The following is a 22664-nucleotide window of genomic DNA, read 5'->3' as shown; positions in this document are numbered from 1 at the left end:
TCGCCGGGACGGAACTCCCCAGAATCCGCTCCTCGGGGCGCCCGGTAGCGCTGTGCGGTGATCCCGGACCAAGGGCCCGGAGGTCGCTGGCCTCGGGTCCGGCGACGAGGGACCTGCACCGTGCGACCGCGGCGCCCCGAGGCGGTTTCGTGTAGTACGCACGCACCTTTCTGTCGCCGAAGCGAGAGAGCCGCTGCGCGCCGAGTACCGAGGGTCATCCGCGCTGCCGCCGCTGTTCTCGACCGAGGTCCGCTACGGCCCGTTCCTGCGGCACGATGGATGCCGCAGACCGGCTCGACGCACCAGACGGGCCGTCGACCGCCCCGGAACCCCTCTCGCCGTCACACTCACCGGCGGCAACCGCGACGGCGGCACCCAACTCCTGGCACTGCTGGACGCGGTCGCACCGATCCGGGCACTTCGCGGACGCCCCCCGGCACAAGCCCCGAGGCCTGGATGCCCCGTCAGGTCTGCGCTCAGCCTCTTCGGTGACTGCGGCTAGCAGTGACAGGTACTGGGTGCGTGAGAGGGGATGACCGGGCCGAATCAAGTGTGGGGTCGGAGCCGGTCGTTGAGCGCGGCACCGACGTCGGGGCAGCTCTTCCGGATGGTGTCGAGGAAGGCGCGCAGCACAGGGGAGTGATCGCGGGCCGCGAAGGACAGAACGAGATCGGGCAGGGGCGTGCGCGGGGTCACTTCACAGAACCGCACTTCCGAACGCGGGACCGCCCTCATGCGGGACGGCCCCAAGCCGACACCCACGCCTGATGCGGCGAGGCCGATGATCGTGTGCACATCCCTCGCGACGGTCGCGCTGCCGAGAGCCGATGAGTCCGTGCCCAGCAACGCGCGCAGTCCGGCGACTACAGCGGGCTCGTCCTCGCCGGCCGACACGATCAGCGGCTGTCGCCGCAACTGATCGGCATTTACCGACTGTTGGCCCGCGTACGGGTGCACCGTACTCACCACAGCGATCACGTGGTCGTGTCCGATCGGGACGGACACGAGATGCTCGGCTCCGGCACCCCGTGGTGGGCCGAGGGTGAGGGCCACGTCGAGCTCCCCGGCGACGAGAGCCGGGCTGCTGCGACTGGTTGCCATCTCGTGCAGTTCCATTCTCACGTCGGGCCGTTCACGTCGGAACCGGCTCAGGACGCCCGGCAGCGGGTCGAGCAGTGCCGAGGCGATGAAGCCGAGGCGCAACCGTCCCGTCTCGCCGCGGGCGGCCCGGCCCGCGTCGACCGTGGCCGCCGCGATCTCGTCGAGGGCCCGGCGCGCCCGCGCGAGGAACGCCTCGCCGGCGGCGGTGGGGAACACCCCCTGACGTGTGCGGTCGAACAGCCGGGCCCCGACCTCGCGCTCCAGGTCGGCGATCTGCTTGGACAGCGGCGGCTGCGCGATGCCCAGCTCGCCGGCCGCCCGGCCGAAGTGTCCGTGCTCGGCGAGAGCAACCGCGTACCGCAGGTGTCGCGCTTCCATGATCCGCCCTCCACCCCATCGGCTACTGGCAATACCTCAAAGGTATTGCCATGCCACGTACCAGATCTATAGATGGATGGTGCTGTGGTTCCCTGTCTGGAATGGGGCCATGACGTACGTATCTCTGACCGACACGGTCTTCGTTTTCGTGCACGGCGCCTGGCACAGCTCCGGACAGTGGGCAGCGACGCAACGCGCGCTGGCCGGACTGGGCGCCGCAAGCGTGGCCGTCGATATGCCCGGGCACGGCTTCGACGCACCCCTGCCCACTGGGTATCTGCTGCCCGGCCAGCCGGGCCTGCTGACCGAGAAGTCACGGCTCGTCACCCTGACGATGGACGACTGCGCCGAGGCAGTGCTGAGCGTCCTGCACCAGGTGCGTCACCATCGCACTGTCGTGCTCGTCGCGCACAGCGCGGGCGGCGGTCCCGCGTCCCTGGCCGCGGAGCGGGCGCCGGAGCTGGTGGACCGGATCGTCTACCTGTCCGCTTTCGTCCCGGGCGGGCGGCCGCGGTTCTTCGACTATCTGGGCTCACCCGAGAACGCCACCGCGCTGGGCCGGAACCTGAACCTCGGCGACCCCGCGGACCTGGGCGCCGTACGGATCAATCCGCTCTCATCGGATCCCGCCTACCTCGACGAACTGCGGGAAACGCACTACCACGACACCCCCCTGGACCGCTTTGACCGGTGGCGGTCCGCGCTGAGCCCTGACCTGCCCCTGGCGATCCCGACGACTCCAGTCACCCTGACCGCAGCACGCTGGGGACGAATTCCACGAACCTTCCTGCGCTGCGCCGAGGACCGGGCGCTGGCACCGGACGCGCAAGACCTCATGATCGCGGAAGCCGACCGGGCCTTCCCCGGCAACCCGTTCACCGTGCACACCCTGCCCGGCAGCCACAGCCCGTTCGCAGCCCGGCCGGGCGAACTCGCCGCGGCCCTCGCTTCGTGAGCCGGCATCGGCCCAGGAAGGGTTCCCGTCCCTCAGCGGGACAGCTCGCGGCCGGTGGCGGCGGGCGGCTCGTATTGCCGGTCGTACTGAGCGCGACAGCTGATCGGCGGACTTCTCATCGGCGCCGACCTCTTCGGTCTCGGCTGGCGCTCGGTGTTCCTGGTCACGGTGCCGGTGGCACTCATGTCGCACGCGAGGCGCGGCCGCGCAGCGCGTTGACGGGGTCGGCGTGTTACGCGTGTTGCTGACCACCGTGGGCTTCGGCGCGCTGGCGCTGCCGCTCGCGCTGGGAGGGGAAGCCGGCCGACCCTGCCGGCCCTCACGGCCGCGCTGACGTCGGCTCCCTTCGCGGCCATGGCCGTGCTGGGCAGCCGTAGCACACCCGCGCCAACCCGCTGACACGGGTCAGCCGTGCCCACGGTCTCGGCGCTGGTATTGGCGGGGACGGCTCTTACTCTCGCGCCGCTCATCGGCACGGCGGCCGGACCCTCGGTGGCGTTGCCGGTCCTGGCTCTCGGCGGCGCCGCGCTCGGCTCGTTCACCGCCTCGGTGTTCGCATGGTGCTGGCGAGGCTGGCCGGCTCCGCAGCCGGATCTGCGTCCGGGCTGTTGCCGAACGCCGCCGTCTTCACCGAGCCGGCCTGCGGCCTCATCTGCCTCCGCCGGCTGCGAACCCATTCTGAAAAACGATCACTTACTCCCCTGCGCCGACACTCCCCTGTTCGTACGGGAGTTGGGGCGGGCGCCGCTCCGACTCGGGTAGCGTCAGGGGGACGCCGGGGCTGTCATCGCTGCTGCGCGGGCAGGTGTGGCTGGTCGTTGCGGTGGGCCTCGTCATGGACGAGCAGGCCCAGCAGGGAAGCCACCGTGAGCCCGGCCTCGGCCTCCGTCGGGTGGCGCAGGGTCTTGCCCGGCTCGATGCGGTAGGTATTGCCGCGGCCCTCACGGGTGTGGGACAGGAAGCCGCTCTGCTCCAGATCAGAAATGATCTTCTGCACAGCGCGCTCCGTGAGTCTGCAACGGGCGGCGATGTCGCGGATCCGCGCCGTCTGGTCGTCGGCGATGGCGGCGAGCACGCGCGCGTGGTTGGTGAGAAACGTCCATCCCGTGTGTGATTCCGGAACTCCACCCATGGCCTCACTATAGGCCCGACAGTTCGTGCACCGTAACACTGGAACGCGGCTTCATGTATCTCTTGACGTATGTCGCGGGCGGGGCAAGTCTGGGCTCGGGAACCGTCAACATTCTTAACGGGACGGAGAGTTGGCCATGCGCGAGTCATTTCAGTCCGACCGGCCCGGCGCCGGGCCGCCGGTTGCCACCTGTGCGCGGCCTGCCGCCACCAGCACCCAGCGGCTGTCGGGGCTCGCCGTCTCCGGTGACGCCGGTGGCGACAGGATGGTCATCAACGTGTGGGGCGAACTCGACCTCGCGGAGGACGACGCGTTGCGGCACGTTCTGCGCACGGGTGGCACCGTCGACCTGGCGGTCAGAGGTGCCGAGTTCTGTGACTGCTCCGGCGTCGGCATTCTGCTGAGCGTCACGGCGGACGACGGCGCCGAGGCGTCAGCCCCACGCCGGGAGGGGCCGGAGGACGACCCGTGTGTCGAACTCGCGCAACTGCGGCGGGCCATGCGCAGCCGGGGAACCATAGACCTGGCCCGCGGCATCCTCATGGCCACCTTCGCCCTCAGCTCCGAGGGCGCCTGGCGGGTGCTGATCGCGACGTCCCAGAACACCAACATCAAGCTCCACCGGCTGGCCCAGCAGGTGGTCGACTCCACCACGGGGGCCCCGCTGCCCCGCGCCGTGCGGGACCCGCTGTCCGCCGCGGTCGCCAAGTGCACCACCGCACCGGGCGGCGGAACGTGAACAGCCGACGACTGGGCGGCAGCTGCTCGCCGGTCCCGTTGTCCTCGCCCCCTTCGGCCGATTCAAGCGCGTGGACGTAAACAGCCCGCCACGGATCGGGAGGGCTCAGAGGGCGCCGGGGAGCCTTACTTCCAGGGCACCCTCCCCCGTCAGCCGGGTTTCGAAGGTGGGCTGGGGCGCCGTGGCCGGTCCCCCTACGTTCCGGCCGTCCGCCAGCCGGAAGACGCTTCCGTGCCACGGGCACTTGACGCAGCCGTCGGCCACCTCGCCCTGGGACAGCGCCCCCGCCATGTGGCTGCACCGGTCGACCAGGACGTGGAATGCGCCGTCCGACTCCCGCACCACGAGCAGCGCGACCCCATCCAGCATCCGCCGGACCGCCTGCCCCTCGGCGAACTCCGCGGCGCTGCCCAGGGTGTGCCACCCCGGCTCCACAAGGTGGTCGACGGGCACCGTCTTGTTGGCGCCCACCGCTTGCCGGAAGGCGAGGTGACCGCCGATCAGTCCGGCGACGCTCGCCACGGTGAGCCCGGCGAACGCCAGGAGCCTGCCGAGCACCGGCTTGCCACGGCCCCGTACGACCCATGAGCCGGCGTACAGGCCGATGGCCATGCCGTTCGACGCGGCATGCACCACTCCCGTACGCAGTTGCCGTTCGGGCTGCTCCGCCCAGTCCACCCAGCCCGCCCAGGCTGCGGGCACGGCGGAGACGACCCCCATGCCCACCAGGAGACGCGCGTTGCGTCCGCCGCCCGGTACGAGGTCGAGCACCGCTGCGGACGTCCACGCACCGATCGGCACCTGCACCAGCACCGGGTGCAGCGGATGCCCGATGGGCCGCCCCTGGAGGATGGCGCGGAACGGCCCCAGTGGCAGCGCTCGGGCGGCCCGCTGCAACGCGCCGATGACCTTGTCCAGCCGCTGTACCTCGCCGAGCGCGTCCAGAGCCTTGGGCAAGGCGTCCTTCGGAGCATCACACTCGTCCCCATCGCCTCGTCCCGGGGAGCGCGCCCCGGCCGACGCCAACTTCGCCGACAGCAATCGCATGGGATCCGGTTAACCTCCCCGGCCCGGAGCCAAACGGCCAGTCGCCCGGTTCTACCCGTACACGGGCATCATCGGCGCACCTGCCCCCGTCCGCTGGTGGGTTCGCGGACGGGCTGATACGAAGCGAAGGCCTCTGGCACGCGGGGCCGCGGCCGGTCGGGAACCCAGGTGCGGGGCTGCGTCGCCCGGCTGCCGAAGTCCTCCGCCCGCGCCCTCCGCGGGTCCGAGCGGTCTCACGTACCTGAGCCGTCCCGGGATGAACATGGGCGGCCGTACCGCCGACGAGGTTGATGGCGCGGTATCTGCCGGACAGCATCAGCACGTCGAGAGCTGCTCCGGGCCGAACTCGGCGGCGAGCCGCCCCCACCCGACGTCGTCGATGTCCCGGGCGCCTGCAGGGCGTCGACTGCCTGGCCGGCTGAGCAGCCTGTCGCGTTCGCTCGTCCAGCGGGGACCCGCTGGATCCGGTCAACCCGCCTGGGGCGTGGCACCGCTCTGCCCTTCCTCGGGCGGCGGCATCGACTGATCGTCAGCTCGGCGCGTGCCCTGGTTGCCGAAGTTGGGCAACTGGTGGGGGGTGAGGCGGCCCTGGCCGCGAGGCACCTCAGCGGGCTCGCGGCGTTCGAGGACCTCGCCGACCGGGCCGGACCCGGGAACCCGGGGCTGTTCCCCGGGAGGCGGCGGGCCGGGGGCGCGAGCCTGTCGCCGCCGGCCCCACCACACGGCTCCTACCAGCAGCGTCACCAGCGCCACCCCGATGGCGAAGGGCGCGGCGCCGATCACAAGCCCGTGGTTCACGGCCAGTTGCCCACGGAGAGACGTCATCCTGTGCGGGTACCGCGGGGACCCACTCGAAACGGCCCGCCCCTCTGCGGGCGGGTCAGGATCACTCCGTCTTCAAGGCGACGTGCTCGTCCAGGACCAGGCCGATCGCGACCACGGCGGGGACGGCGACCAGGGCGCCCATGGGGTAGCGGTCTTCGAGCCGACCGAGTGGAGAGCTGTGGTGGTACAGCGGGCGCAGCCACCCCGGCACGGCCCTGACGAGCGCGTTCATCTCGTCGGCCGCCGACCGGGCGGCTCGTCGTCGGGGTGCTGCACCGACGGCATCAGGGAGTGCGTTCCTTGAGCGTTTCGAGCACGGTCTCGCAGAAGACCTTGAGGTCGTCCGGCTTGCGGCTGGTGATCAGGGTGTTGGGGCCGCCGGTACAGACCTTGACGGGCTCGTCCACCCAGGTGCCGCCCGCGTTGGTGATGTCGGTGCGCAGGCTGGGCCACGAGGTGAGGGTGCGTCCGCCCAGCACGTCGGCCTCGACGAGCGTCCACGGCGCGTGGCAGATGGCCGCCACGGGCTTGCCCGCGTCGAAGAAGTCCTTCGTGAAGGCGACCGCGTCCTCGTCAAGGCGTAGCGCGTCGGGGTTGGCGACACCGCCGGGCAGCACAAGCGCGGCGAAGTCGTCGGCCCGCGCCTCGTCGGTGGTCAGGTCGACGGGGAAGGTGTCAGCCTTGTCGAGATGGTGGTACGCCTGGATCGTGCCCGACGTGGTGGACACCAGCTTGGCGGTGTGGCCCGCTCCGGTGACGGCCTGCCACGGCTCGGCCAGCTCGACCTGTTCGACGCCTTCCGGCGCCACGAGAAATGCCACCCGCATGGCTCTGGCTCCTTTCTGTCCCGGCGGCGTGTCCCGGCCCGCGCCGTTCCGCCGTGCCCGTCACCGAGCATGTCCGACGTCGGGGGCCGCGGCGACATTTGTGACGGGCACGTGGGCGCCCCGCCGGTTCGGTGAAGGTGCCCGTGCCGCGTCCAAGTGCCCCGCGGTCGCAGAGCGAGCCAACGCGGCTCCTCTGGATTTTCCCCGCGGGGCTGCCCCGGCGCCCTGGCCGGCAACCGTCATACCTGCTCGTCGGTGGTGTGCCGGTGCCGCACCCACAGGGGCAGCACGAGCCAGCAGAGCAGGTACCAGGCGACCACGGCGCCCACCAGCCACCCCCAGTAGTCGCCGTGCGAGGCGACCTTGAGCACCAGCAGCAGCGCCGAGCTCATGGTGGCGAGCAGCAGGACGAGGCCGGTGACGGTGAGCCGGGACGCCCACACGACGGCAGTCGGTTTGATGTGGCGCCCGGCCAGCAGCCGGTGGAAGGAGACGGGTGCGACCAGGGCGCCGGTCGTCACCGAGCCGAGGACCACGGTGCAGAGATAGATCGCCCTGTCGGTGGAGCCCAGTTGGTGGAAGACCGGTGTGAAGGCGACGGTGAGGAGGAAGCCGAACAGGATCTGCACGCCCGTCTGCGCCACCCTGATCTCCTGGAGGAGATCACCCCATTTGCGGTCGGCGCGCCCTGCGGGAGTCTCGTCGCGGCCGTCGTCGACGCTCCGTGTGCCGTCGCCATGCCTGTCCATCGCGTCCTCCTGGTACTCCGCCGCGCACCGGCACGGCTGGCCGCCCCGCGCGCGGTGCGAGGCCGGTCTCGCCTCGGTACCCGCTGGTGACGCACCGCAATCAGGTCGGCCCCGCGCAGGCGTGGGACGCAGGTCACGACGGCCGCCTGCTGCGCCGCATCTGCCGCGAGGCACCCGCGCTGCCTGCGCCCCGGCGGCGTGCTCCTGCTCGTCCATTCCGCCCTCAGCGGGGCGCAGACGAGCCTGCGTGAGCTGCGCGCCGAAAGCCTCAAGACCTCGGTGGCAGGCTGGTCCTCCCACCAGCCCCGCGGGCGTTGACGGTGACGATCGGGGCTCCGCGTGCGGTGAGTCGTGCGTTCGCTATGGCGGATTCATGTGCCCGTTGCGGCGCGGAGGCTTCTCTTACGCGCCCCCGTGATCACTTCCGCGCGCCTTCGAGTCGCGGCATGTGGAACGAGACTTGCGGCCAAGCTCCTCGGGGACAGACGGCCGTCAACCGACAGCCGCCGAGCAAAGGCAAACCTCCCCCATGCGTCTTCGTCACACTCTCGGCGCCGCCTTGGGCGCCCTCGTCCTCGCTGTGAGCGTCCCCTCCTCCGCTCACGCGGTGGAGGGATCCTTCGACTACCACTACGGCGACCCGGCGAACCCCTCCAACGGACAGCTACTGGACCCGAAGGTCCAGTACTGCTACAACACGACCGAACTCGCCGGCACGCCGCAGGTCGCCTTCGGCGCCCGCAACGAGCTCTCCAGCACCGTCGTCATCTACGCCGACGAGGAGTGCACCGGAACGAAGACCACGTTGAAGCCCGGCGGCGAGGTCGCCAACGACATCACGTTCAAGTCGGTCTACATCGTCGGCTCAAACTGACGCACACACCTCATACGACTCTTGTCGCCCCACACCTGCCATGCAGCGCCCCGTGTGGGGCGGCTGACTGTGCGGACAGAATCCGGCTGCGGCCGACCGGCGCCTGCCTCGGCTGGATGCGCTGAGACTGAACGGGGATCGGCACAGTCCGGCGCGCTACCAGGGGTCACAGGCTGCTCGCCGCGCCGCGGCGTGAAGGTGCCGGTGAAATGCGACGGGGACGGCCCTGGAGCCTGCCGCCGGCGGACCGGGTCCTGCCGGTGGCCGCGTACTGGCGGACCAACCTGACGATGCGGCAGCTGGCCCTGCTCTTCGGTGTATCCAAGTCCGCCGCCGGCCTGATCGTCGGCCAGCCCGTGCCGGGCAACCGCAACGACTGCAAGGCGTGGGCGGAGTCCAGGGCCGAGGCCGCCGTCGGCAAGACCACGACGATCGCGGACGGCGGCTACCCGGGTACCGGACTCATCATGCCCACCGACGGCGCAAGGACGAAGACCTGACCGCCTGGAAACCGGCCCACAACAAGTCCCACAAACAAGTCCGCGCGCGAGTCGAGCATGCTTTCGCACGGATGAAGGCGTGGAAAGTCCTGCGCGACTGCCGCCTCAAGGGCGACGGTGTCCACCACGCCATGCGTGGCATTGCACGCCTCCACGACCTAGCCCTCTCGGGATAGCGGAAGAGCACACCACGAAGCAGGCGCAATACGCCTCAGACGATCATTGCGGGACAGCCTTTAGCGCCGCGAATTCCGGACCATGGCATTGTACCGCCCGTAATTCGCCTACCAGCGGTACCAGCGCCCGCTTCCGCCCCGCGGCCGGGCGACGAACCCGATGAGCCACAGGACCAGGACGACGATCGCAACCCACCAGAGGATTTTCACCGCGAATCCGGCACCGAAGAGGATCAGTGCCAGCAGCAGAACAAGAAGCAAAGGGACCATTGAGTCCACCTCCAGCTTTCCGTGTGCCCCCGATCCGCCTCTCCATACATTTCACTGGAGAATTGCCGGGGGCACTATTGCGAGCATGGAGAATCCCCAGCAGGGGTACCCCGGGGAGGCCCCACCACCGAGAGAGGGGCAGGACGACACGATGCCGCGGACCGTTGTGATCACCTGTGCCAACGCCGTTCGGCACGCACCGCACGGCTGCACCGCGACAGCCCGTGCGCATTACGGCGGTGGAGTTGCCCGCAGTGGTGAACGCCGCAGCTCTTCCCGGGTGTGCTCACGGCTGCCCATCCACGCACAGCCGGTACCGCCTGTCGATCGCCCGAGGTTGCCGCCAACGCCGTCACGTATGGTGCCGGCCACCCCGCCGCAAGCAGCCCTGCATCCGTACTTCCACGGTCGCCACGCTGTGGGCCGGCCGGTTCGCCCCTGCATTGCTCGACCGCCATCTCGCCCGTACGGGCTACTTCTCGCGGCAGACCGCATCGCCCGCGCCGGGCACCGGTCCCGGCATTCTCCGGCAACCCCCGGACGGCGTCCGGGCGCCCCCAGTGCCCACGGCGCCTTCGCCGCCCCCTCCCCTCTGCACTCCGCCCGGTCGGCCCTTACCCGGGCACCCCGTCCTCGGCCGGCAGCGGATGCCGCGGAGGCCGCGGCCGTGCTTCGCTAGGCGGGAGCCACTGGGCGACCCGGAAGGCGGCAGGACATGACACGCGCGGCGGTCTTCGATGTGGACGGCACTCTTGTGGACACCAACCACCTGCACGTCGTGTGCTGGTGGGAGGCATTCCGGCAGGCCGGGCACCGGGTGGCGACCCACGCCGTCCACCGGGCGGTGGGACTGCCCTCGGAGGATCTCATCGCCCGGCTGCTCGGAGAGGACCGGGACCGTGACGAGGACTCCGAGCTGAGTGCCGCGCACACCGCCCTGTACGCCACCTATTTCGAGCGGCTCGCGCCGATCAAAGGGGCAGGGGACCTGCTGCGGGCGCTGGACGACCGCGGCTGGCGCGTGGTCCTGGCGACCTCGGCGGGCAGCGCTGAGCTGGGCGCGCTACGCCGGGCCATCGACGCCGACGACGTCATCGCAGGAGTGGCCGGTGCCGACGACGTGGAGTCGGGCAAGCCCGCGCCCGACCCCGTGCACCGCGCGCTCGACCTGGCCGGGGCGGATCCCGGGTCGTCCGTGTTCGTCGGCGACACAGTGTGGGACATGAAGGCGGGGGCCGCGGCCGGAGTGCTGTCGGTGGGAGTGCTCGCGGGCGGCATCCCACGCCGCGACCTGGAAGCGGCCGGCGCCACGGCGGTGTATGACGGCCCGGCCGCCCTGCTGTCCTGCCTCGACGAAAGCCCGCTGGCGCGGCTTGAGCGACGCGGCTGACGCGGAGCCGATGGCGCCCACCGGCTCGCCCGCCCGAAGGCGCAGACGCCCCGCGCCCTGTCACCCGCTGCGCAGCCGCAGCTGGACATCCACTTCCTGGTCGCCGGAAGCCGCTCCGTCGTCCCTCACCGCGAAGCCGCGCTCCACGGTGTCACGGAGGCTGGCCACCGCCACAGGGCCGCCCCGCAGGTCGAGGCACGAGCGGATACAGACCCTGGCTCGGGTGAGCGTCGTGGTTGCCCCGCGGTCAACGCCCTTGTCCAGAGGGTGGTTTGTCCGCGAACGAGGTGCGGTAGGCGCGTGGGCTGGTCGCCAGGCGGGACGCGAAGTGCTGGCGCATGGTGACCTCGCTGCCGAAACCGGATCGGCGGGCGACCTCGGGCATGGGCAGGTCGGTGCGTTCGAGGAGTCTCTGGGCCATGGCGATGCGGTGGTCCACAAGCCAGCGCAGCGGGGTGGTTCCGGTGGCCGCCGCGAAGTGCCGGGCGAAGGAGCGCGGCGACATCCCGACACGGGCGGCGAGTGCGGACACGGTGAGTGGTTCGTCGAGATGCGCCAGGGCGAAGGAGCGTACTTCGGCCAGCGCGTCCGCGTCGCGGTCGGCGGGCGGGGTCGGGTGTTCGATGAACTGGGCCTGGGTGCCGGTCCGAAATGGTGCGGTGACCATGGAGCGGGCGACCGTGGCGGCCACCTCCGCGCCGTGCATGGCGCGTATCAGGTGCAGACACAGGTCGATGCCGGCGGCGGTGCCGGCAGAGGTCCACAGATTTCCGTCCTCGACGAACAGGGCGTCCGGCTCGACCCGCACCCGTGGGTGCCGGGCCCGCAGCTGATCGGCCAGTGCCCAATGGGTCAGCGCCCGGCGGCCGTCCAGCAGGCCCGCCTGGGCGAGTGTGAACGCTCCGCCGCACAGCGCGGCGATGGTGGTGCCTCGGGCGTGAGCGCGGCGCAGTGCGGCGAGGATCGGCTCGGGTGCCGGGGTGACAACGTCGTCCAGGCCCGGTACCAGGATCAGCTCGGCGCGGGGCAGCCAGGCCAGGGTCCGGTCCGGTGCGAGCGCGAGCCCGCCGCGCATCGGTACCGCCTCGCGGCCGACGGCCACCCGGCGCAGCTCGCACATGGGGACCCCGCGGTCGGTGCGGTCCGTATCCCACACCTCGGTGATCACCGAGACGTCGAAGGCCCGGATGCCGGGGAAAGCGAGCAGGGCGATGCGGTGGGCCGGTGCCGGTTGGGTCATCCTGGCAGTAAACCATCGATCGCTGTCTTTCCTCCTTCTGTGAACGGGCCCGGCCCGGAGGCAGGATCGTGGGCATGGAGATAACAGAGAACGCCGCACTGGTAGTGGTGGACGTGCAGAAGGGCTTCGACGAATCGGAGTTCTGGGGCCCGCGCAACAACCTGGCCGCCGACGAGAACATCGCTTCCTTGATAGCGGCCTGGCAGGACACGGACCGGCCGGTCGTCTTCGTACGGCACGACTCCGAGCAGCCCGGCTCGCCCCTGCGGCCCGGGTACGAGGGCAACGACTTCAAGGAGTACGTCCAGGAGCGGCGCGGCAAAGGCGGCGGGCCGGAGCTGCTCGTGACCAAGTCCGTGAACTCGGCGTTCTACGGCACCCCCGACCTTGACGACTGGTTCAAGGCGGCGGACATCACCCAGGTCGTACTGGTCGGCATCCAGACCAACATGTGCGTGGAGACCACCGCCCGCATGGGCGGCAACCTCGGCTACGACGTGCTGGTCGCCCTCGACGCCACCCACACCTTCGACCTGACCGGCCCGAACGGCTGGCGTCTGACGGCCGACGAGCTGACCCTGGCGAGCGCCGTCTCGCTGCACGGCGGGGGTTTCGCCCGGGTGGTGACGACCGGCGAGCTGGTGGCCACCGTCCGCCCCTGACCTCCCCGATCAGGGGTGCGGGCCACCGTCCCGGCGCCGGTGTCGGTGCCGGAATGCGTGTTCACCTCGCGGCCCGCGACAACGGGATTGCCCCGGGCCGCAGTACATATGCGGTGCGACGACTGATGCCGTCTCATAGGCTGCGGCCGTGACTGAGATGCAGACTCCGATGCCCCGTGACGCCTTCGAGTTGCTGCTGGCCGGTAACGAGCGTTTCGTGGCGGGCGCCCCCGAGCACCCGAACCAGGACGCCGCCCGGCGTGCCGCGACCGCACCGTCCCAGCGCCCCTTCGCTGTGCTGTTCGGCTGTTCCGACTCCCGGTTGGCCGCCGAGATCATCTTCGACCGCGGCCTGGGTGACCTCTTCGTCGTGCGCACCGCAGGCCACGTGGTGGGCGCGGAGGTGCTGGGCAGCATCGAGTACGGCGTGGACGTGCTGGACTGTCCGCTGGTGGTGGTCCTCGGACACGACTCGTGCGGCGCGGTCGGAGCCGCGTGCGACGCCCTGGAGAACGGCATGACACCGGCCGGATACGTCCGTGACGTCGTCGAGCGGGTGACTTCCAGCGTGCTGGCGGCGCGGGCCGCCGGACGCGTGCAGCCGGACGAGATCCTCGCCGAGCACATACGGCACACCGTCGACCTTCTGCTTGACCGTTCCCGCGTACTCGCGGAGCGCGTCGCCGCCGGGCAGGCAGCCGTGGTGGGCCTGTGCTACCGCCTGGCCGACGGCAGCGCGCGGCTCGTCGCGGCCCGCGGCCTCGATGTGACGGTCCCCGCCGCACCCTGACCGCGCCCGGCCGTGGCCGCTCAGCGTGAGGGGGTTTCCCGGAGAACGACATCAACACCCGCAGGCCGCTGGCTGCACTGGCCAACGAACTCGCCCACCGCGACCTCGACTTCGCCACCCGGGCCGGCGAACTGGTAGCCCCCGGCATGGGCCGAGAGCCACGCCGTGTCTCATCGGGCAGGGTGATCGTTGGTCGGTCACACGGCCGCGATGATGAGCGGTCCCTACGACGGGAATACAAAATGCTGCTGCTTGTTACCCAACCCCTGGGTGTCACCAGCGCGCACGCGCTCGCAGCCCTCGGCGGCATCCTGCACGGTCTGATCGCCACGCTCTGAGAGCGGGCCCGACCGGCGGGCGCAGCGCAGGGCTGACGGCACGGCAACCATCAAGACCCGACCCCGGTACCGTCCCGCCCGGTACCGGAACGGCCCTGACCTGCCGGGGCTTGGTGGACACCGGTCCGCGCACCCGCCCGGGCCGTGTCGTCACAGGCCCTCACCTCGCCCGCAGCCTCCCGCTCAGCCAGGCCAGCGCCGGCGGGATCTCCCGCCGCCAGGTGTTGAAGTTGTGCCCTCCCGTGTCGAGCGTGATCGACGAGACGTGGGCGGGGCTGTGCACCTTCGCGATGAATCGCTGGGTGGCCCGGTAGTTGACCTCGCCGTGCTTCGACGTCGTGAGCAGGAACGAGGAGTGGCCCTGGGGCAGGTGGTCCAGGCTCCACAGCAGGTCGGAGCGCTTCTCCTCCTGCTTGTTGCCATGGAAGAGATCGCCGGAGTCGCGGTCCACCTCCGCCTTGTAGTCGGCGGACAGACCCACCCCGGCTGCGTACGCCTCGGGATGCTGGAGGACGATCTTCAGGGCGCAGTAGCCGCCCGTCGAGTCACCCATGAAGCCCCAGTTGCGGGGCGCGGTGCCCACCCGGAACGTCCCCGAGATCGCTTTGGGCAGGTCCTTGGCGAAGAACGTCTCGGTCTGCGGGCCGCCGGGGATGTCGATGCACTGGGTGTTGCGCGGCGGCGTCACGGTCGGCCGCATCATCACCAGGATCATCGGCTGCATCTTCTTCTGCTTGACCTGCGTCCACGCCGTCTTCGGGTACCGCAGCCCCTTCAGCAGGTTCTCGGCGGTGCCGGGAAAGCCGGTGAGGACCACGACCGCGGGGAACGTTGTGTGCTCGTACTCCTTCTTGAAGTACTCCGGCGGCAGATAGACGTACGCGGGGCTGACGATCCGCGACCGCTCCCCCTGCACCGAGATCTTCTGCACCTCGCCGCTGAGCTGCGGCGATCCGGACCCCGGCACGCCGACCTCCTGCTTGCCCAGGAGCTTCACGCCCGGGTTGCCGATGGCATGGGGGTCCAGCACCCCAACCCCCGTCTGCTGCCCGAACAGGTCAGCCCACGACCCGTAAAAGAGGAACGTCCGGTTCGCCTCAAGTGCCACCGAGGAGAACAGGAGCACCTGGATCGCCAGGACCAGGCCCACTCTCCCCAGCACCGGCACCCACCCCTGCCGCGCCAGGCGCGGCCACAGCCAGACCGTGGCGGCGAACAGCAGCACCGTGCACAGGACTGCCAGCAACAGAACGGTGGTACTCGTCAGGCCCATGAACCCGCGCAAACTCTCTGCCGGGTCTCCCCGGACCGTTGGACGTCCAGTGTCGGCTACACAGATACGGATCGGGGGCAATCCGTTCCCAGGGCGGGTCGCCGCCCTGGCTCCTCAGCCCGTGACCGCCGTACTGGGCGCGCCGAGCAACCTCGTCTCGCGCGCCCGTGGTGTCTCCGCCCGGCGTACGCCCCGGCGTGCGGCGCTCCGCCGAGAGTGCGCTCTGTCTCGCGCCACCATGCGCCGCGTGGACGCTATGGCCAAATCCGGTCACTCGGCGGACACTCCCACCGCACGGCACGCTCAGAACACGCTCGAATCCGCGCCCGAACCGCAACTGCCGCCACAGGAGAAGACACTACCGGGGCTTCGACGGCACCTCAGCAGTTCGGTCCAACCCGTCGAGTCAGCCGTCGGCAGCGCGGTACGTGCCCGTGGCGCTGTCGACGGCCCGCAGGCCCGCAGGCACCACAGCCGCCGGTACCGCGGCACCGGCATCGCCGGGCAAGGCCCGGACCGGGCACGCCACATCGTCACACCACCACCCACCACTTCTTCCGACGAGGAGGGCCTCCATGCGACATTTCGTCACCATGGTCATCACCGTGGCCGCGGCCGTGGTCTTCGGCGGCGTGTCGGCTCCGGCTGCGCCGGCCGCGCGGACCGCGCCGCACGCCCTGGGGTGTTCGAGGTCGGCGGCGCCCGGCGGCGACTGGCCGATGTACGGGAGGGACTACACCAACGCACGTACGCAGCAGGACGAGAGAGACCTCCCGTCGGCGCGGGCCGCCACGCTCACGCCGCACTGGGTCTACGACACCGGCAACCGGGAGCAGGTGGTGGGGTACGAGGACATCGCCAGCACGCCGGTCGTCGCGCGGGGATGCGTCTTCTTCGGCGACGCCGGCGGCGATGTGGCCGCCCTGGACGCGGACACCGGCCGCCGGGTGTGGCGGACGCACATCGATCTGACCGTCGACCAGACAGGCACCCGCTCGGGTGTGGTCGTCTCGACGGTCGCCGTCGACGGGCAGCAGGTGTTCGTGGCGGTGAACAAGGCGGGCGGGCCGTATGTGCTGGCACTGGACGCGGCGACCGGGAACCGGCTGTGGCAGAGCCCGCCGCTGGACTCGCAACCGGGCGGCTACACCAACGCCAGCCCGATCGTGTACCGCGGGGCCGTCATCGTGGGCTTCTCCGGCCCGGAGGGAGTGCCCACCGGCCAGGGAGGGTTCGCCGTCCTGCGGGAGTCCGACGGCCAGATCCTCAAGCACACCTACACGGTCCCGGCAGCCGACCAGGCGACGGGCTTCGCCGGTGGCGGGGTATGGAGTACTCCCGCGGTGGACACGGCGACCGGATACGCCTACGTGGGGACCGGCAATCCGTTCAGCAAGCAGAAGGAGCACCCGCGGACCAACGCGATCCTGAAGATCGATCTGATCCCGGGCAGCCCGACGTTCGGGACCATCGTCGCCTCCTACAAGGGACTCATCGACCAGTACGCCCCGATCGTGCGTGGTCTGTCGCGACCGACGTGCATGCTCCTGCCGGAGAACCCGACCTTCCCGCCGTTCCCGCCGTTCCTGCCCCCGCTCCAGGAAGCCCGCGACAGCATCGCCTGCCTGCAACAGGACCTGGACTTCGGCGCGGCACCGAACCTGTTCCGCGGCCCGACCGGCGAACTGCTCGTCGGGGACCTGCAGAAGTCGGGCTTCTACCACGTCGTACGGGCGGATTCGATGCAGGTCGAGCGCCGGATCCTGGTCGGCGTCGGCTGTCTGGTCTGCAACGGCGCCTCCACCGCACGCGACCCCGCGACCGGCCAGGTGTACGCCGACGTCTTCCCGGGCACGCAGATGGTCGCCTTCAAGCCGGACGCGAGCCTCGCGAGCTGGGTCTCGCCCGTCGCGGACGGGATCCACTACCAGCCGGTCGCCGTCGCGGACGGGGTCGCGTACACGGTGGACTCGACCGGCTTCCTCGACGCCTTCGACGCGGCGACCGGGATCCCGGTCCTGCGCCGTTCACTGGCGCTCGACGGCGCGCCCGACGCCGTGGCCGCGCTGGCGAGCAACGGTGTGTCCATCGCCCACCACACCGTGTACGTCGCCGCCGGGAGCCGGATCATCGCGTACCGGCCGCTCGATCTCGTGTGAGCACCCCCCTTCGGCGTGTGCGGGAGACCGGACCCAAGGGCTCGGTCTCCCGCACCAGGCCGGGCAGTGCTCTAGCCTACGAAGGCTCGTCACGCGCCTCCAGCCCGCCCATCGCACCCGGTACAACCGGTACAAGGGGAACCATGCACACCGTTCGCACCGTTGTCCTCGGCTCCACGCTCCTCCTCGCGCTCACCGCGTGCGGCGGCAACAGCGCCCCCGCCGCCCCGTCCTCGAACTCCGAGGCGCAGATCGCCGAGGAGTGCAAGAACGCCGTGGCGGCCCTGCCCCCGGACGAGACCGGGCGGATTCCCTCCGCACCGACGCCGCCGGCCTGTGCCCCGCTGACGACCCCGGAATACCTCGCCGCCTACCAGGAGGGCGTCGCGCAGGACGAGCAGACGGCCCAGGACGCCCTCGAAGACGAGATCGACGCGGCCGCACCACAGCCGTAACCAGGCAACTCGGAAGGCGGGGCCTACTTCTGCCAGCCGACCGTCTCCGGCAGCGGGCTGTTGAAGATGGTCGCGCCGACGTTGGCCAGGCCCTTCTTCACGCCGTATGTCGAGGGGCCGCTGTACAGCGGCAGGAAGGCGTACTGCTGGAGCGCCTTCTGCTCGACCTTGTTGACCGCCGCGATCTGCTGGTCGAGATCCGCGATGTCGGAGGCCGCATGGATCTCCTTGTCCAGCGCCGGTGTGCCCGAACCGGTGATGTTGGAGTCGCGGTCGGAGCAGTAGAAGTCGCACAGGTAGCGGGCGCCGAACGGGTCCATGGAGCGGTTGCCCGACACGAAGAGGTCGAACCGGCGCTCGCTGAGGATCTTGGAGAAGTCCGCGTCGTCGGCCTTCTTGATGACGAGGTGGACGCCGGCCGGCTTCAGCATCGCGGCGAACGCGCCCGCGGTGGCCTTCGCCAGCGGGTCATCGCCCAGAAGCGTGTAGCCGATTTCGAGCTTCTTGCCGTTCTTGACGCGGACACCGTCGTCCCCGGGCTTCCAGCCCGCCGCGTCGAGGGTCTTCTTGGCCTCGTCGGGGGCGTACTTCAGTACGGCCGAGACGTTGTCCTGGTAGCCCTTCTGGAAGCTGTAGAGCACGGCCGAGCCGGGCAGCGGCTCCTTGTAGCCGAGCCCTTGGAACTGGATCTTCGCGATCTGACTGCGGTCGACGCTCTGCTGGACGGCCTTGCGGACATCGCTCTCCGCGAGGACGGACGACTTCGTGTTGAAGTACAGCGCGTACTCGAACGGGCTGCCGCCGCTGCGGATCTCCGTACCCTTGAGCCCCTTGACCTGCTTGAGGCTTTCCGCGTCGGAGGCCGAGGTGTAGTCGAGCTGACCGTTCTTGAAGGCGTTGACCGCCGCGGTCGACTCCAGGTTGACGTAGACGCGCTTGTCGAGCTTGCCCTTCTTGCCCCACCACTTCGGGTTGCGGACGAAGGTGATGTTGCCCGAGTGGGCGTCCCAGGTCCCGACGGTGTACGGACCCGCACCCCACTCCGGGTGGGCTGTTTTGACGTACGCCTTGTTGAAGTTGTCCACCGTGGCGGCCTTGGGGTGCAGGAACGTGGTGAACAGGCTCGACCAGGCGGCGTTGACGCCCTTGAAGGTGATGACGGCCTGCTTGGCGTCCTTGCCCTGCTCGACGGAGGTGATCCGGTCGTAGCCGTCCGTGGACGAGGCGGCGTAGGCCTTGTCCGATCCGTTGTTGGCCTTCCAGGTGGCCTGGATCGCGGTCCAGTCGATCGGCGTGCCGTCGTTGAACGTGGCCTTCGGGTTGATCGTCAGCGTGACCTTCTGGTTGCTGCCCTCCACGGACACCTTCACGTCGCTGTAGTAGTCCGGGTTGTACTGGACCTCCCCGGTGGGCGAGTACGTGATCGCGTCGGCGTTGTACCAGGCCCACACCCGGGACGCGGTGAGGGTGGAGTTGACGTTGAACGGGTTGCCCTGCTCGTCGAAGGTGCCGACCGTGGTGTAGGTGCCGCCGTCCTTGATGTTCTCGTAGGGCTGCGGGTTGTAGTCGGCGACCGACGACGCGACCTTCTGCACGTCCTTGCCGTCAGTTTTCGCCGTGCCCTTGTCGGAGGAGGACTGGCACGCGGTGGCGGCGACGGCGGCGACGAGGGCGACGGGCAGGGCCAGTCTTGTACGCATGGCGAAATGGTTCCTTTGGGGTTCGGTACGGATGGAAGTTCGGGCCTGGCCGCTCAGACGGCGTGGCAGGCGTACGCGTGGCCGGGCCGCCCGGCCACCTCGGCCGGTGCGGGACGTTCCGTGCGGCAGCGCTCCCGTACGTCGGCGGGGGCCAGACGGTGCAGCGGACACCGGTCGACGAAGGCACAGCCTGCGGGCAGACGCGCGGCGCTGGGCTGTTCGCCCTGCAGCACGACACGTGCGCGGGTGCGCTCGCGCTCCGGGTCGGGCACCGGGATCGCCGACAGCAGTGCCCGGGTGTACGGGTGCTGGGGATCGGAGAAGATCGTCTCGGTGTCCCCGGTCTCGACGATGTGCCCCAGATACATCACGGCGATGCGGTCGCAGATGTACCGGACCACGGCCAGGTCGTGGGCGACCACGAGGTAGGCGAGCCCGAGTTCGCGCTGGAGCCGCGCCAGCAGGTTGATCACTCCGGCCTGCACCGACACGTCCAGGGCGGAGAGCGGCTCGTCCAGGGCGAGCAGTTTCGGCTCGGTCGCCAGCGCGCGGGCGATGCCCACCCGCTGACGCTGCCCGCCCGACAGAGCGGCCGGGAAGCGGTCGCCCACGGAGGCGTCGAGTCCGACCAGCGCCAGCAGTTCCGCGATGCGGGAGCGGATCGACTCGCGGTCGCGCCCGATCGCCTGCAGGGGTTCGGCCAGCAGATCGAAGACGGGCAGCCGCGGGTCCAGGGCTCCCAGCGGGTCCTGCATGACGATCTGCGCGTCCCGCCTCAACTCCCTTTTGCGCCCGGCGGTTTCGACCGTGGCGACGTCGGTTCCGGCCACCTCGATCCGGCCGCCCTCGGGCGCCCTGAGCCGCAGGACCTCCAGCAGGGTCGTGGTCTTGCCGCTGCCCGACTCCCCCACCAGGCCCAGGGTCTGCCCCGCGCGCAGCTCGAAGCTCACCCCGTTGACCGCCCGCAGCGTGCCGACACGGCGCTTGAGGAGGGCGCCCTTGGTGATCGGGAAGGTCTTGACGAGGTCCTCCACCCGCAGCACCACCTCACCGGCCGCGACCCGCCCGGAGGCGGCGGGCTCTTCGACGGTCGCGACACCGCCCGCGGGATCAAGTGACCCGGCGGCGATCTCGTCGGCGCGCAGGCAGGCCACGTGGCCATGGCCGGTGACCGCGCGCAGCTCCGGCTCGTCGCCGCGGCACGCGTCGAGGGCGACGGCGCAGCGGCTCGCGAACGGGCAGCCCGGCAGGAGGTCCACCAGGCGCGGCGGTTCCCCGCCGATGGGGACCAGGGGCCGGTGGACACCGCTGTCCACGGTCGGCACCGCGGCGAGAAGCCTGGCGGTGTACGGCATGGTCGGGCGGCGGAACAGCTCCCTCACCCCCGCCTGCTCCACGAACCGGCCCGCGTACATGACGGCGACGTCGTCGGCGTGACCCGCGACGACTCCGAGGTCGTGGGTGATGAGGACGAGCCCGGCGCCGGTCTCCCGCTGCGCCAGGCGCAGGACATCGAGGATCTGGGCCTGCACGGTGACGTCGAGGGCGGTGGTGGGCTCGTCGGCGACGAGGACGGAGGGTTTGTTGGCGATCGCCAGGGCGATGACGACGCGCTGGCGCATGCCGCCGGAGAACTCGTGCGGGAAGGATTTGGCCCGCTCGCGCGGGTCGGGGATGCCGACGAGGTCGAGCAGTTGGACGGCCTGCTCCCAGGCGGCCCGCTTGGTGAGGTCCTGGTGGACGCGCAGGGCGTCGCTCAGCAGTCGGCCGACGGAGAAGATCGGCGTGAGCGCGGAGAGGGGGTCCTGGAAGACCATGCCGATGGCGTTGCCCCGTATCTCGGAGAGCGCCTTGTCATCGAGGCCGATCAGGTCGCGTCCGCCGAGCAGCACCTGGCCCCGCATCTGCCCGGAGGGCGGCAGCAGGCCCATGATGCCCATCGCGGTGGCCGACTTGCCCGAGCCCGACTCACCGACGATGCCGAGGGTGCGGCCCGGCAGGAGGTCGAAGCTGACGCCGCGCACCGCCCGGACGGGACCGGCCTCGGAGGGAAAGGAGATACGCAGGTCGCGCACCGACAACACAGGGGTGGCGCCGGTGGGCGCCGCCGGGTGCGGAGAAGCAGTCGTGGCGAGGGTCATCGTCGGCCTCCTGCCGCACTGGTCACGGACGAGGGGTCGAGGGCGTCACGCAGTCCGTCGCCGACGAAGGTCATCGACACGGTGAGGAGGACGACCAGGCCGGCGGGGAAGGCGAAGAGCCAGGGGGCGCTGGTGACGGTGCCCGCGCCGTCCGCGAGCATCGTGCCGAGGGACACGTCCGGGGTCTGCACGCCGAACCCGAGGAACGACAGAGCGGTTTCGCTCAGTACGGTCGCCACGACCCCGAGCGTCAGGTTGACGATCAGCAGTGAGCCGAGGTTGGGGATGATGTGGCGCACGATGATGCGCAGCGGGCGCACTCCCATGAACTCGGCCGCGGTCACATAGTCCCGCTCGCGCAGTGAGGTCGACACGGACCAGATCACGCGCGCGGTGGACATCCAGCCGAAGACCGTCAGGACGACGATGAGGACCCGCCAGTCGCCGGCCAGGCGGTGGGAGACCAGGGCGAGGATGAGGAACGAAGGGACGATCAGCAGGAAGTGGATGACGGCGAGTGTCGCCTTTTCGACCCGTCCTCCGAAGTAGGCGGCGCCGGAGCCGACGACCGCGGCGACGACCACGGTCAGCACGGAGACGCTCACGGCGATCACCAGGGAGCGCTGGAGTCCGTGCACGGTGGAGGCGTAGATGTCGTTGCCGCCCTGGTTGGTGCCGAACCAGTGGGTGGCGCTCGGCGGCTGTGTGAGGGCGGCGAAGTCGGCGTCGGAGTACGCGTAGGAGGTGAGCAAGCCGCCGAACGCGCTGAACGCCACCAGCAGCACGAAGATCAGCACGCCCACGACGGCGAGGCGGTTGCGCAGGAAGCGCCGCAGGTAGAGCCGGCCGCGACCGAGATGGCGTCCGTCGCGGCGGGCGGAGGACGCCTCATGGGGCACAGCCGTCACGTCCGTCGTGGCATCTGTCGTCGCGCTGGTCGTCG

Annotated in this window: 21 protein-coding genes and 2 pseudogenes; 10 read left to right on the top strand and 13 right to left on the bottom strand. The window is 70.5% G+C overall.

Going from position 1 to position 22664, the window contains the following annotated elements:
• Window positions 1-322 precede the first annotated feature (322 nt).
• A pseudogene (locus tag ACGFRG_RS23935) lies at window positions 323-470 on the top strand (IS5/IS1182 family transposase); the annotation flags it as partial.
• A 76-nt stretch (window positions 471-546) separates the two neighbouring features.
• Here ACGFRG_RS23935 and ACGFRG_RS23930 read toward each other — a convergent pair.
• On the bottom strand, window positions 547-1479 hold the full coding sequence (locus ACGFRG_RS23930) for a LysR family transcriptional regulator (protein ID WP_393266958.1): 933 nt from the start codon (window positions 1477-1479) through the stop codon (window positions 547-549).
• Between the two features lie 109 nt (window positions 1480-1588).
• Between ACGFRG_RS23930 and ACGFRG_RS23925 the strand changes: the two genes are divergently transcribed.
• Window positions 1589-2434, top strand: coding sequence for an alpha/beta hydrolase (locus ACGFRG_RS23925; RefSeq protein WP_393266955.1), 846 nt, complete (start codon window positions 1589-1591; stop codon window positions 2432-2434).
• 784 nt (window positions 2435-3218) lie between these two features.
• Here ACGFRG_RS23925 and ACGFRG_RS23920 read toward each other — a convergent pair.
• A complete protein-coding gene (locus ACGFRG_RS23920; RefSeq protein WP_361423987.1) occupies window positions 3219-3566 on the bottom strand; it encodes a helix-turn-helix domain-containing protein in 348 nt (115 codons plus the stop codon).
• Between the two features lie 136 nt (window positions 3567-3702).
• On the opposite strand from ACGFRG_RS23920, the gene ACGFRG_RS23915 reads away from it, so the two are divergent.
• Window positions 3703-4305, top strand: coding sequence for an ANTAR domain-containing protein (locus tag ACGFRG_RS23915; protein WP_393266952.1), 603 nt, complete (start codon window positions 3703-3705; stop codon window positions 4303-4305).
• A 105-nt stretch (window positions 4306-4410) separates the two neighbouring features.
• Here the strand turns inward: ACGFRG_RS23915 and ACGFRG_RS23910 are convergent, their stop codons facing one another.
• The 5 genes from ACGFRG_RS23910 to ACGFRG_RS23890 form a co-directional block, all read right to left on the bottom strand.
• On the bottom strand, window positions 4411-5262 hold the full coding sequence (locus ACGFRG_RS23910; RefSeq protein WP_393266949.1) for a Rieske 2Fe-2S domain-containing protein: 852 nt from the start codon (window positions 5260-5262) through the stop codon (window positions 4411-4413).
• A 558-nt stretch (window positions 5263-5820) separates the two neighbouring features.
• Entirely contained in the window at window positions 5821-6177 is a 357-nt protein-coding gene (locus ACGFRG_RS23905) for a DUF6479 family protein (protein ID WP_393266946.1), read from the bottom strand.
• Between the two features lie 61 nt (window positions 6178-6238).
• Window positions 6239-6409 (bottom strand): hypothetical protein, encoded by a 171-nt coding sequence (locus ACGFRG_RS23900; protein WP_393266943.1) that lies wholly within the window; start codon window positions 6407-6409, stop codon window positions 6239-6241.
• Between the two features lie 52 nt (window positions 6410-6461).
• Entirely contained in the window at window positions 6462-7004 is a 543-nt protein-coding gene (locus tag ACGFRG_RS23895; RefSeq protein ID WP_361424001.1) for a type 1 glutamine amidotransferase domain-containing protein, read from the bottom strand.
• A 239-nt stretch (window positions 7005-7243) separates the two neighbouring features.
• Entirely contained in the window at window positions 7244-7753 is a 510-nt protein-coding gene (locus tag ACGFRG_RS23890; RefSeq protein WP_361424004.1) for a DUF6328 family protein, read from the bottom strand.
• 529 nt (window positions 7754-8282) lie between these two features.
• Between ACGFRG_RS23890 and ACGFRG_RS23885 the strand changes: the two genes are divergently transcribed.
• Together ACGFRG_RS23885 and ACGFRG_RS23880 are read left to right on the top strand one after the other, a co-directional pair.
• Window positions 8283-8627 carry a hypothetical protein gene (locus tag ACGFRG_RS23885; RefSeq protein ID WP_393266939.1) on the top strand — a complete coding sequence of 115 codons (345 nt, stop codon included), beginning with the start codon at window positions 8283-8285 and terminating at the stop codon, window positions 8625-8627.
• A 170-nt stretch (window positions 8628-8797) separates the two neighbouring features.
• Window positions 8798-9303: pseudogene (locus ACGFRG_RS23880) on the top strand (transposase); the annotation flags it as partial.
• A gap of 108 nt (window positions 9304-9411) precedes the next feature.
• Here the strand turns inward: ACGFRG_RS23880 and ACGFRG_RS23875 are convergent.
• Entirely contained in the window at window positions 9412-9573 is a 162-nt protein-coding gene (locus tag ACGFRG_RS23875; RefSeq protein WP_361424010.1) for a hydrophobic protein, read from the bottom strand.
• A gap of 715 nt (window positions 9574-10288) precedes the next feature.
• Here ACGFRG_RS23875 and ACGFRG_RS23870 point away from each other — a divergent pair.
• Window positions 10289-10963, top strand: a complete 675-nt coding sequence (locus ACGFRG_RS23870) for an HAD family hydrolase (RefSeq protein ID WP_393266936.1) — start codon at window positions 10289-10291, stop codon at window positions 10961-10963.
• A 247-nt stretch (window positions 10964-11210) separates the two neighbouring features.
• On the opposite strand, the gene ACGFRG_RS23865 is transcribed toward ACGFRG_RS23870, so the two are convergent.
• The gene (locus ACGFRG_RS23865; protein WP_361424016.1) at window positions 11211-12203 is read right to left on the bottom strand and encodes a helix-turn-helix domain-containing protein; all 993 of its coding nucleotides are present in this window, start codon (window positions 12201-12203) and stop codon (window positions 11211-11213) included.
• 74 nt (window positions 12204-12277) lie between these two features.
• On the opposite strand from ACGFRG_RS23865, the gene ACGFRG_RS23860 reads away from it, so the two are divergent.
• Entirely contained in the window at window positions 12278-12865 is a 588-nt protein-coding gene (locus ACGFRG_RS23860; protein ID WP_361424019.1) for a cysteine hydrolase family protein, read from the top strand.
• A gap of 148 nt (window positions 12866-13013) precedes the next feature.
• A complete protein-coding gene (locus ACGFRG_RS23855) occupies window positions 13014-13655 on the top strand; it encodes a carbonic anhydrase (RefSeq protein ID WP_393266933.1) in 642 nt (213 codons plus the stop codon).
• Between the two features lie 498 nt (window positions 13656-14153).
• On the opposite strand, the gene ACGFRG_RS23850 is transcribed toward ACGFRG_RS23855, so the two are convergent.
• On the bottom strand, window positions 14154-15266 hold the full coding sequence (locus ACGFRG_RS23850; RefSeq protein ID WP_393266930.1) for an alpha/beta hydrolase: 1113 nt from the start codon (window positions 15264-15266) through the stop codon (window positions 14154-14156).
• 575 nt (window positions 15267-15841) lie between these two features.
• Between ACGFRG_RS23850 and ACGFRG_RS23845 the strand changes: the two genes are divergently transcribed.
• On the top strand, window positions 15842-17425 hold the full coding sequence (locus ACGFRG_RS23845; protein ID WP_393266927.1) for a PQQ-binding-like beta-propeller repeat protein: 1584 nt from the start codon (window positions 15842-15844) through the stop codon (window positions 17423-17425).
• A gap of 143 nt (window positions 17426-17568) precedes the next feature.
• Window positions 17569-17880, top strand: a complete 312-nt coding sequence (locus ACGFRG_RS23840) for a hypothetical protein (RefSeq protein ID WP_361424032.1) — start codon at window positions 17569-17571, stop codon at window positions 17878-17880.
• A 23-nt stretch (window positions 17881-17903) separates the two neighbouring features.
• Here ACGFRG_RS23840 and ACGFRG_RS23835 read toward each other — a convergent pair whose 3' ends face one another.
• Genes ACGFRG_RS23835 through ACGFRG_RS23825 form a run of 3 tightly spaced genes read right to left on the bottom strand, consistent with a single transcriptional unit; the run spans window position 17904 to window position 22629 of the window.
• Window positions 17904-19580 carry an ABC transporter family substrate-binding protein gene (locus ACGFRG_RS23835; protein WP_393266925.1) on the bottom strand — a complete coding sequence of 559 codons (1677 nt, stop codon included), beginning with the start codon at window positions 19578-19580 and terminating at the stop codon, window positions 17904-17906.
• Between the two features lie 53 nt (window positions 19581-19633).
• The gene (locus ACGFRG_RS23830; protein ID WP_393266922.1) at window positions 19634-21721 is read right to left on the bottom strand and encodes a dipeptide ABC transporter ATP-binding protein; all 2088 of its coding nucleotides are present in this window, start codon (window positions 21719-21721) and stop codon (window positions 19634-19636) included.
• Window positions 21718-22629, bottom strand: coding sequence for an ABC transporter permease (locus tag ACGFRG_RS23825; protein ID WP_393267234.1), 912 nt, complete (start codon window positions 22627-22629; stop codon window positions 21718-21720). Before ACGFRG_RS23825 ends, ACGFRG_RS23830 begins: the two co-directional genes overlap by 4 nt.
• Between the last annotated feature and the right edge of the window lie 35 nt (window positions 22630-22664).

Origin of the sequence: Streptomyces sp. NPDC048696 (assembly GCF_043198895.1) — a bacterium.
In the GTDB taxonomy this organism is placed as follows: domain Bacteria; phylum Actinomycetota; class Actinomycetes; order Streptomycetales; family Streptomycetaceae; genus Streptomyces.
This window is presented reverse-complemented; position numbering and strand designations above follow the sequence as displayed.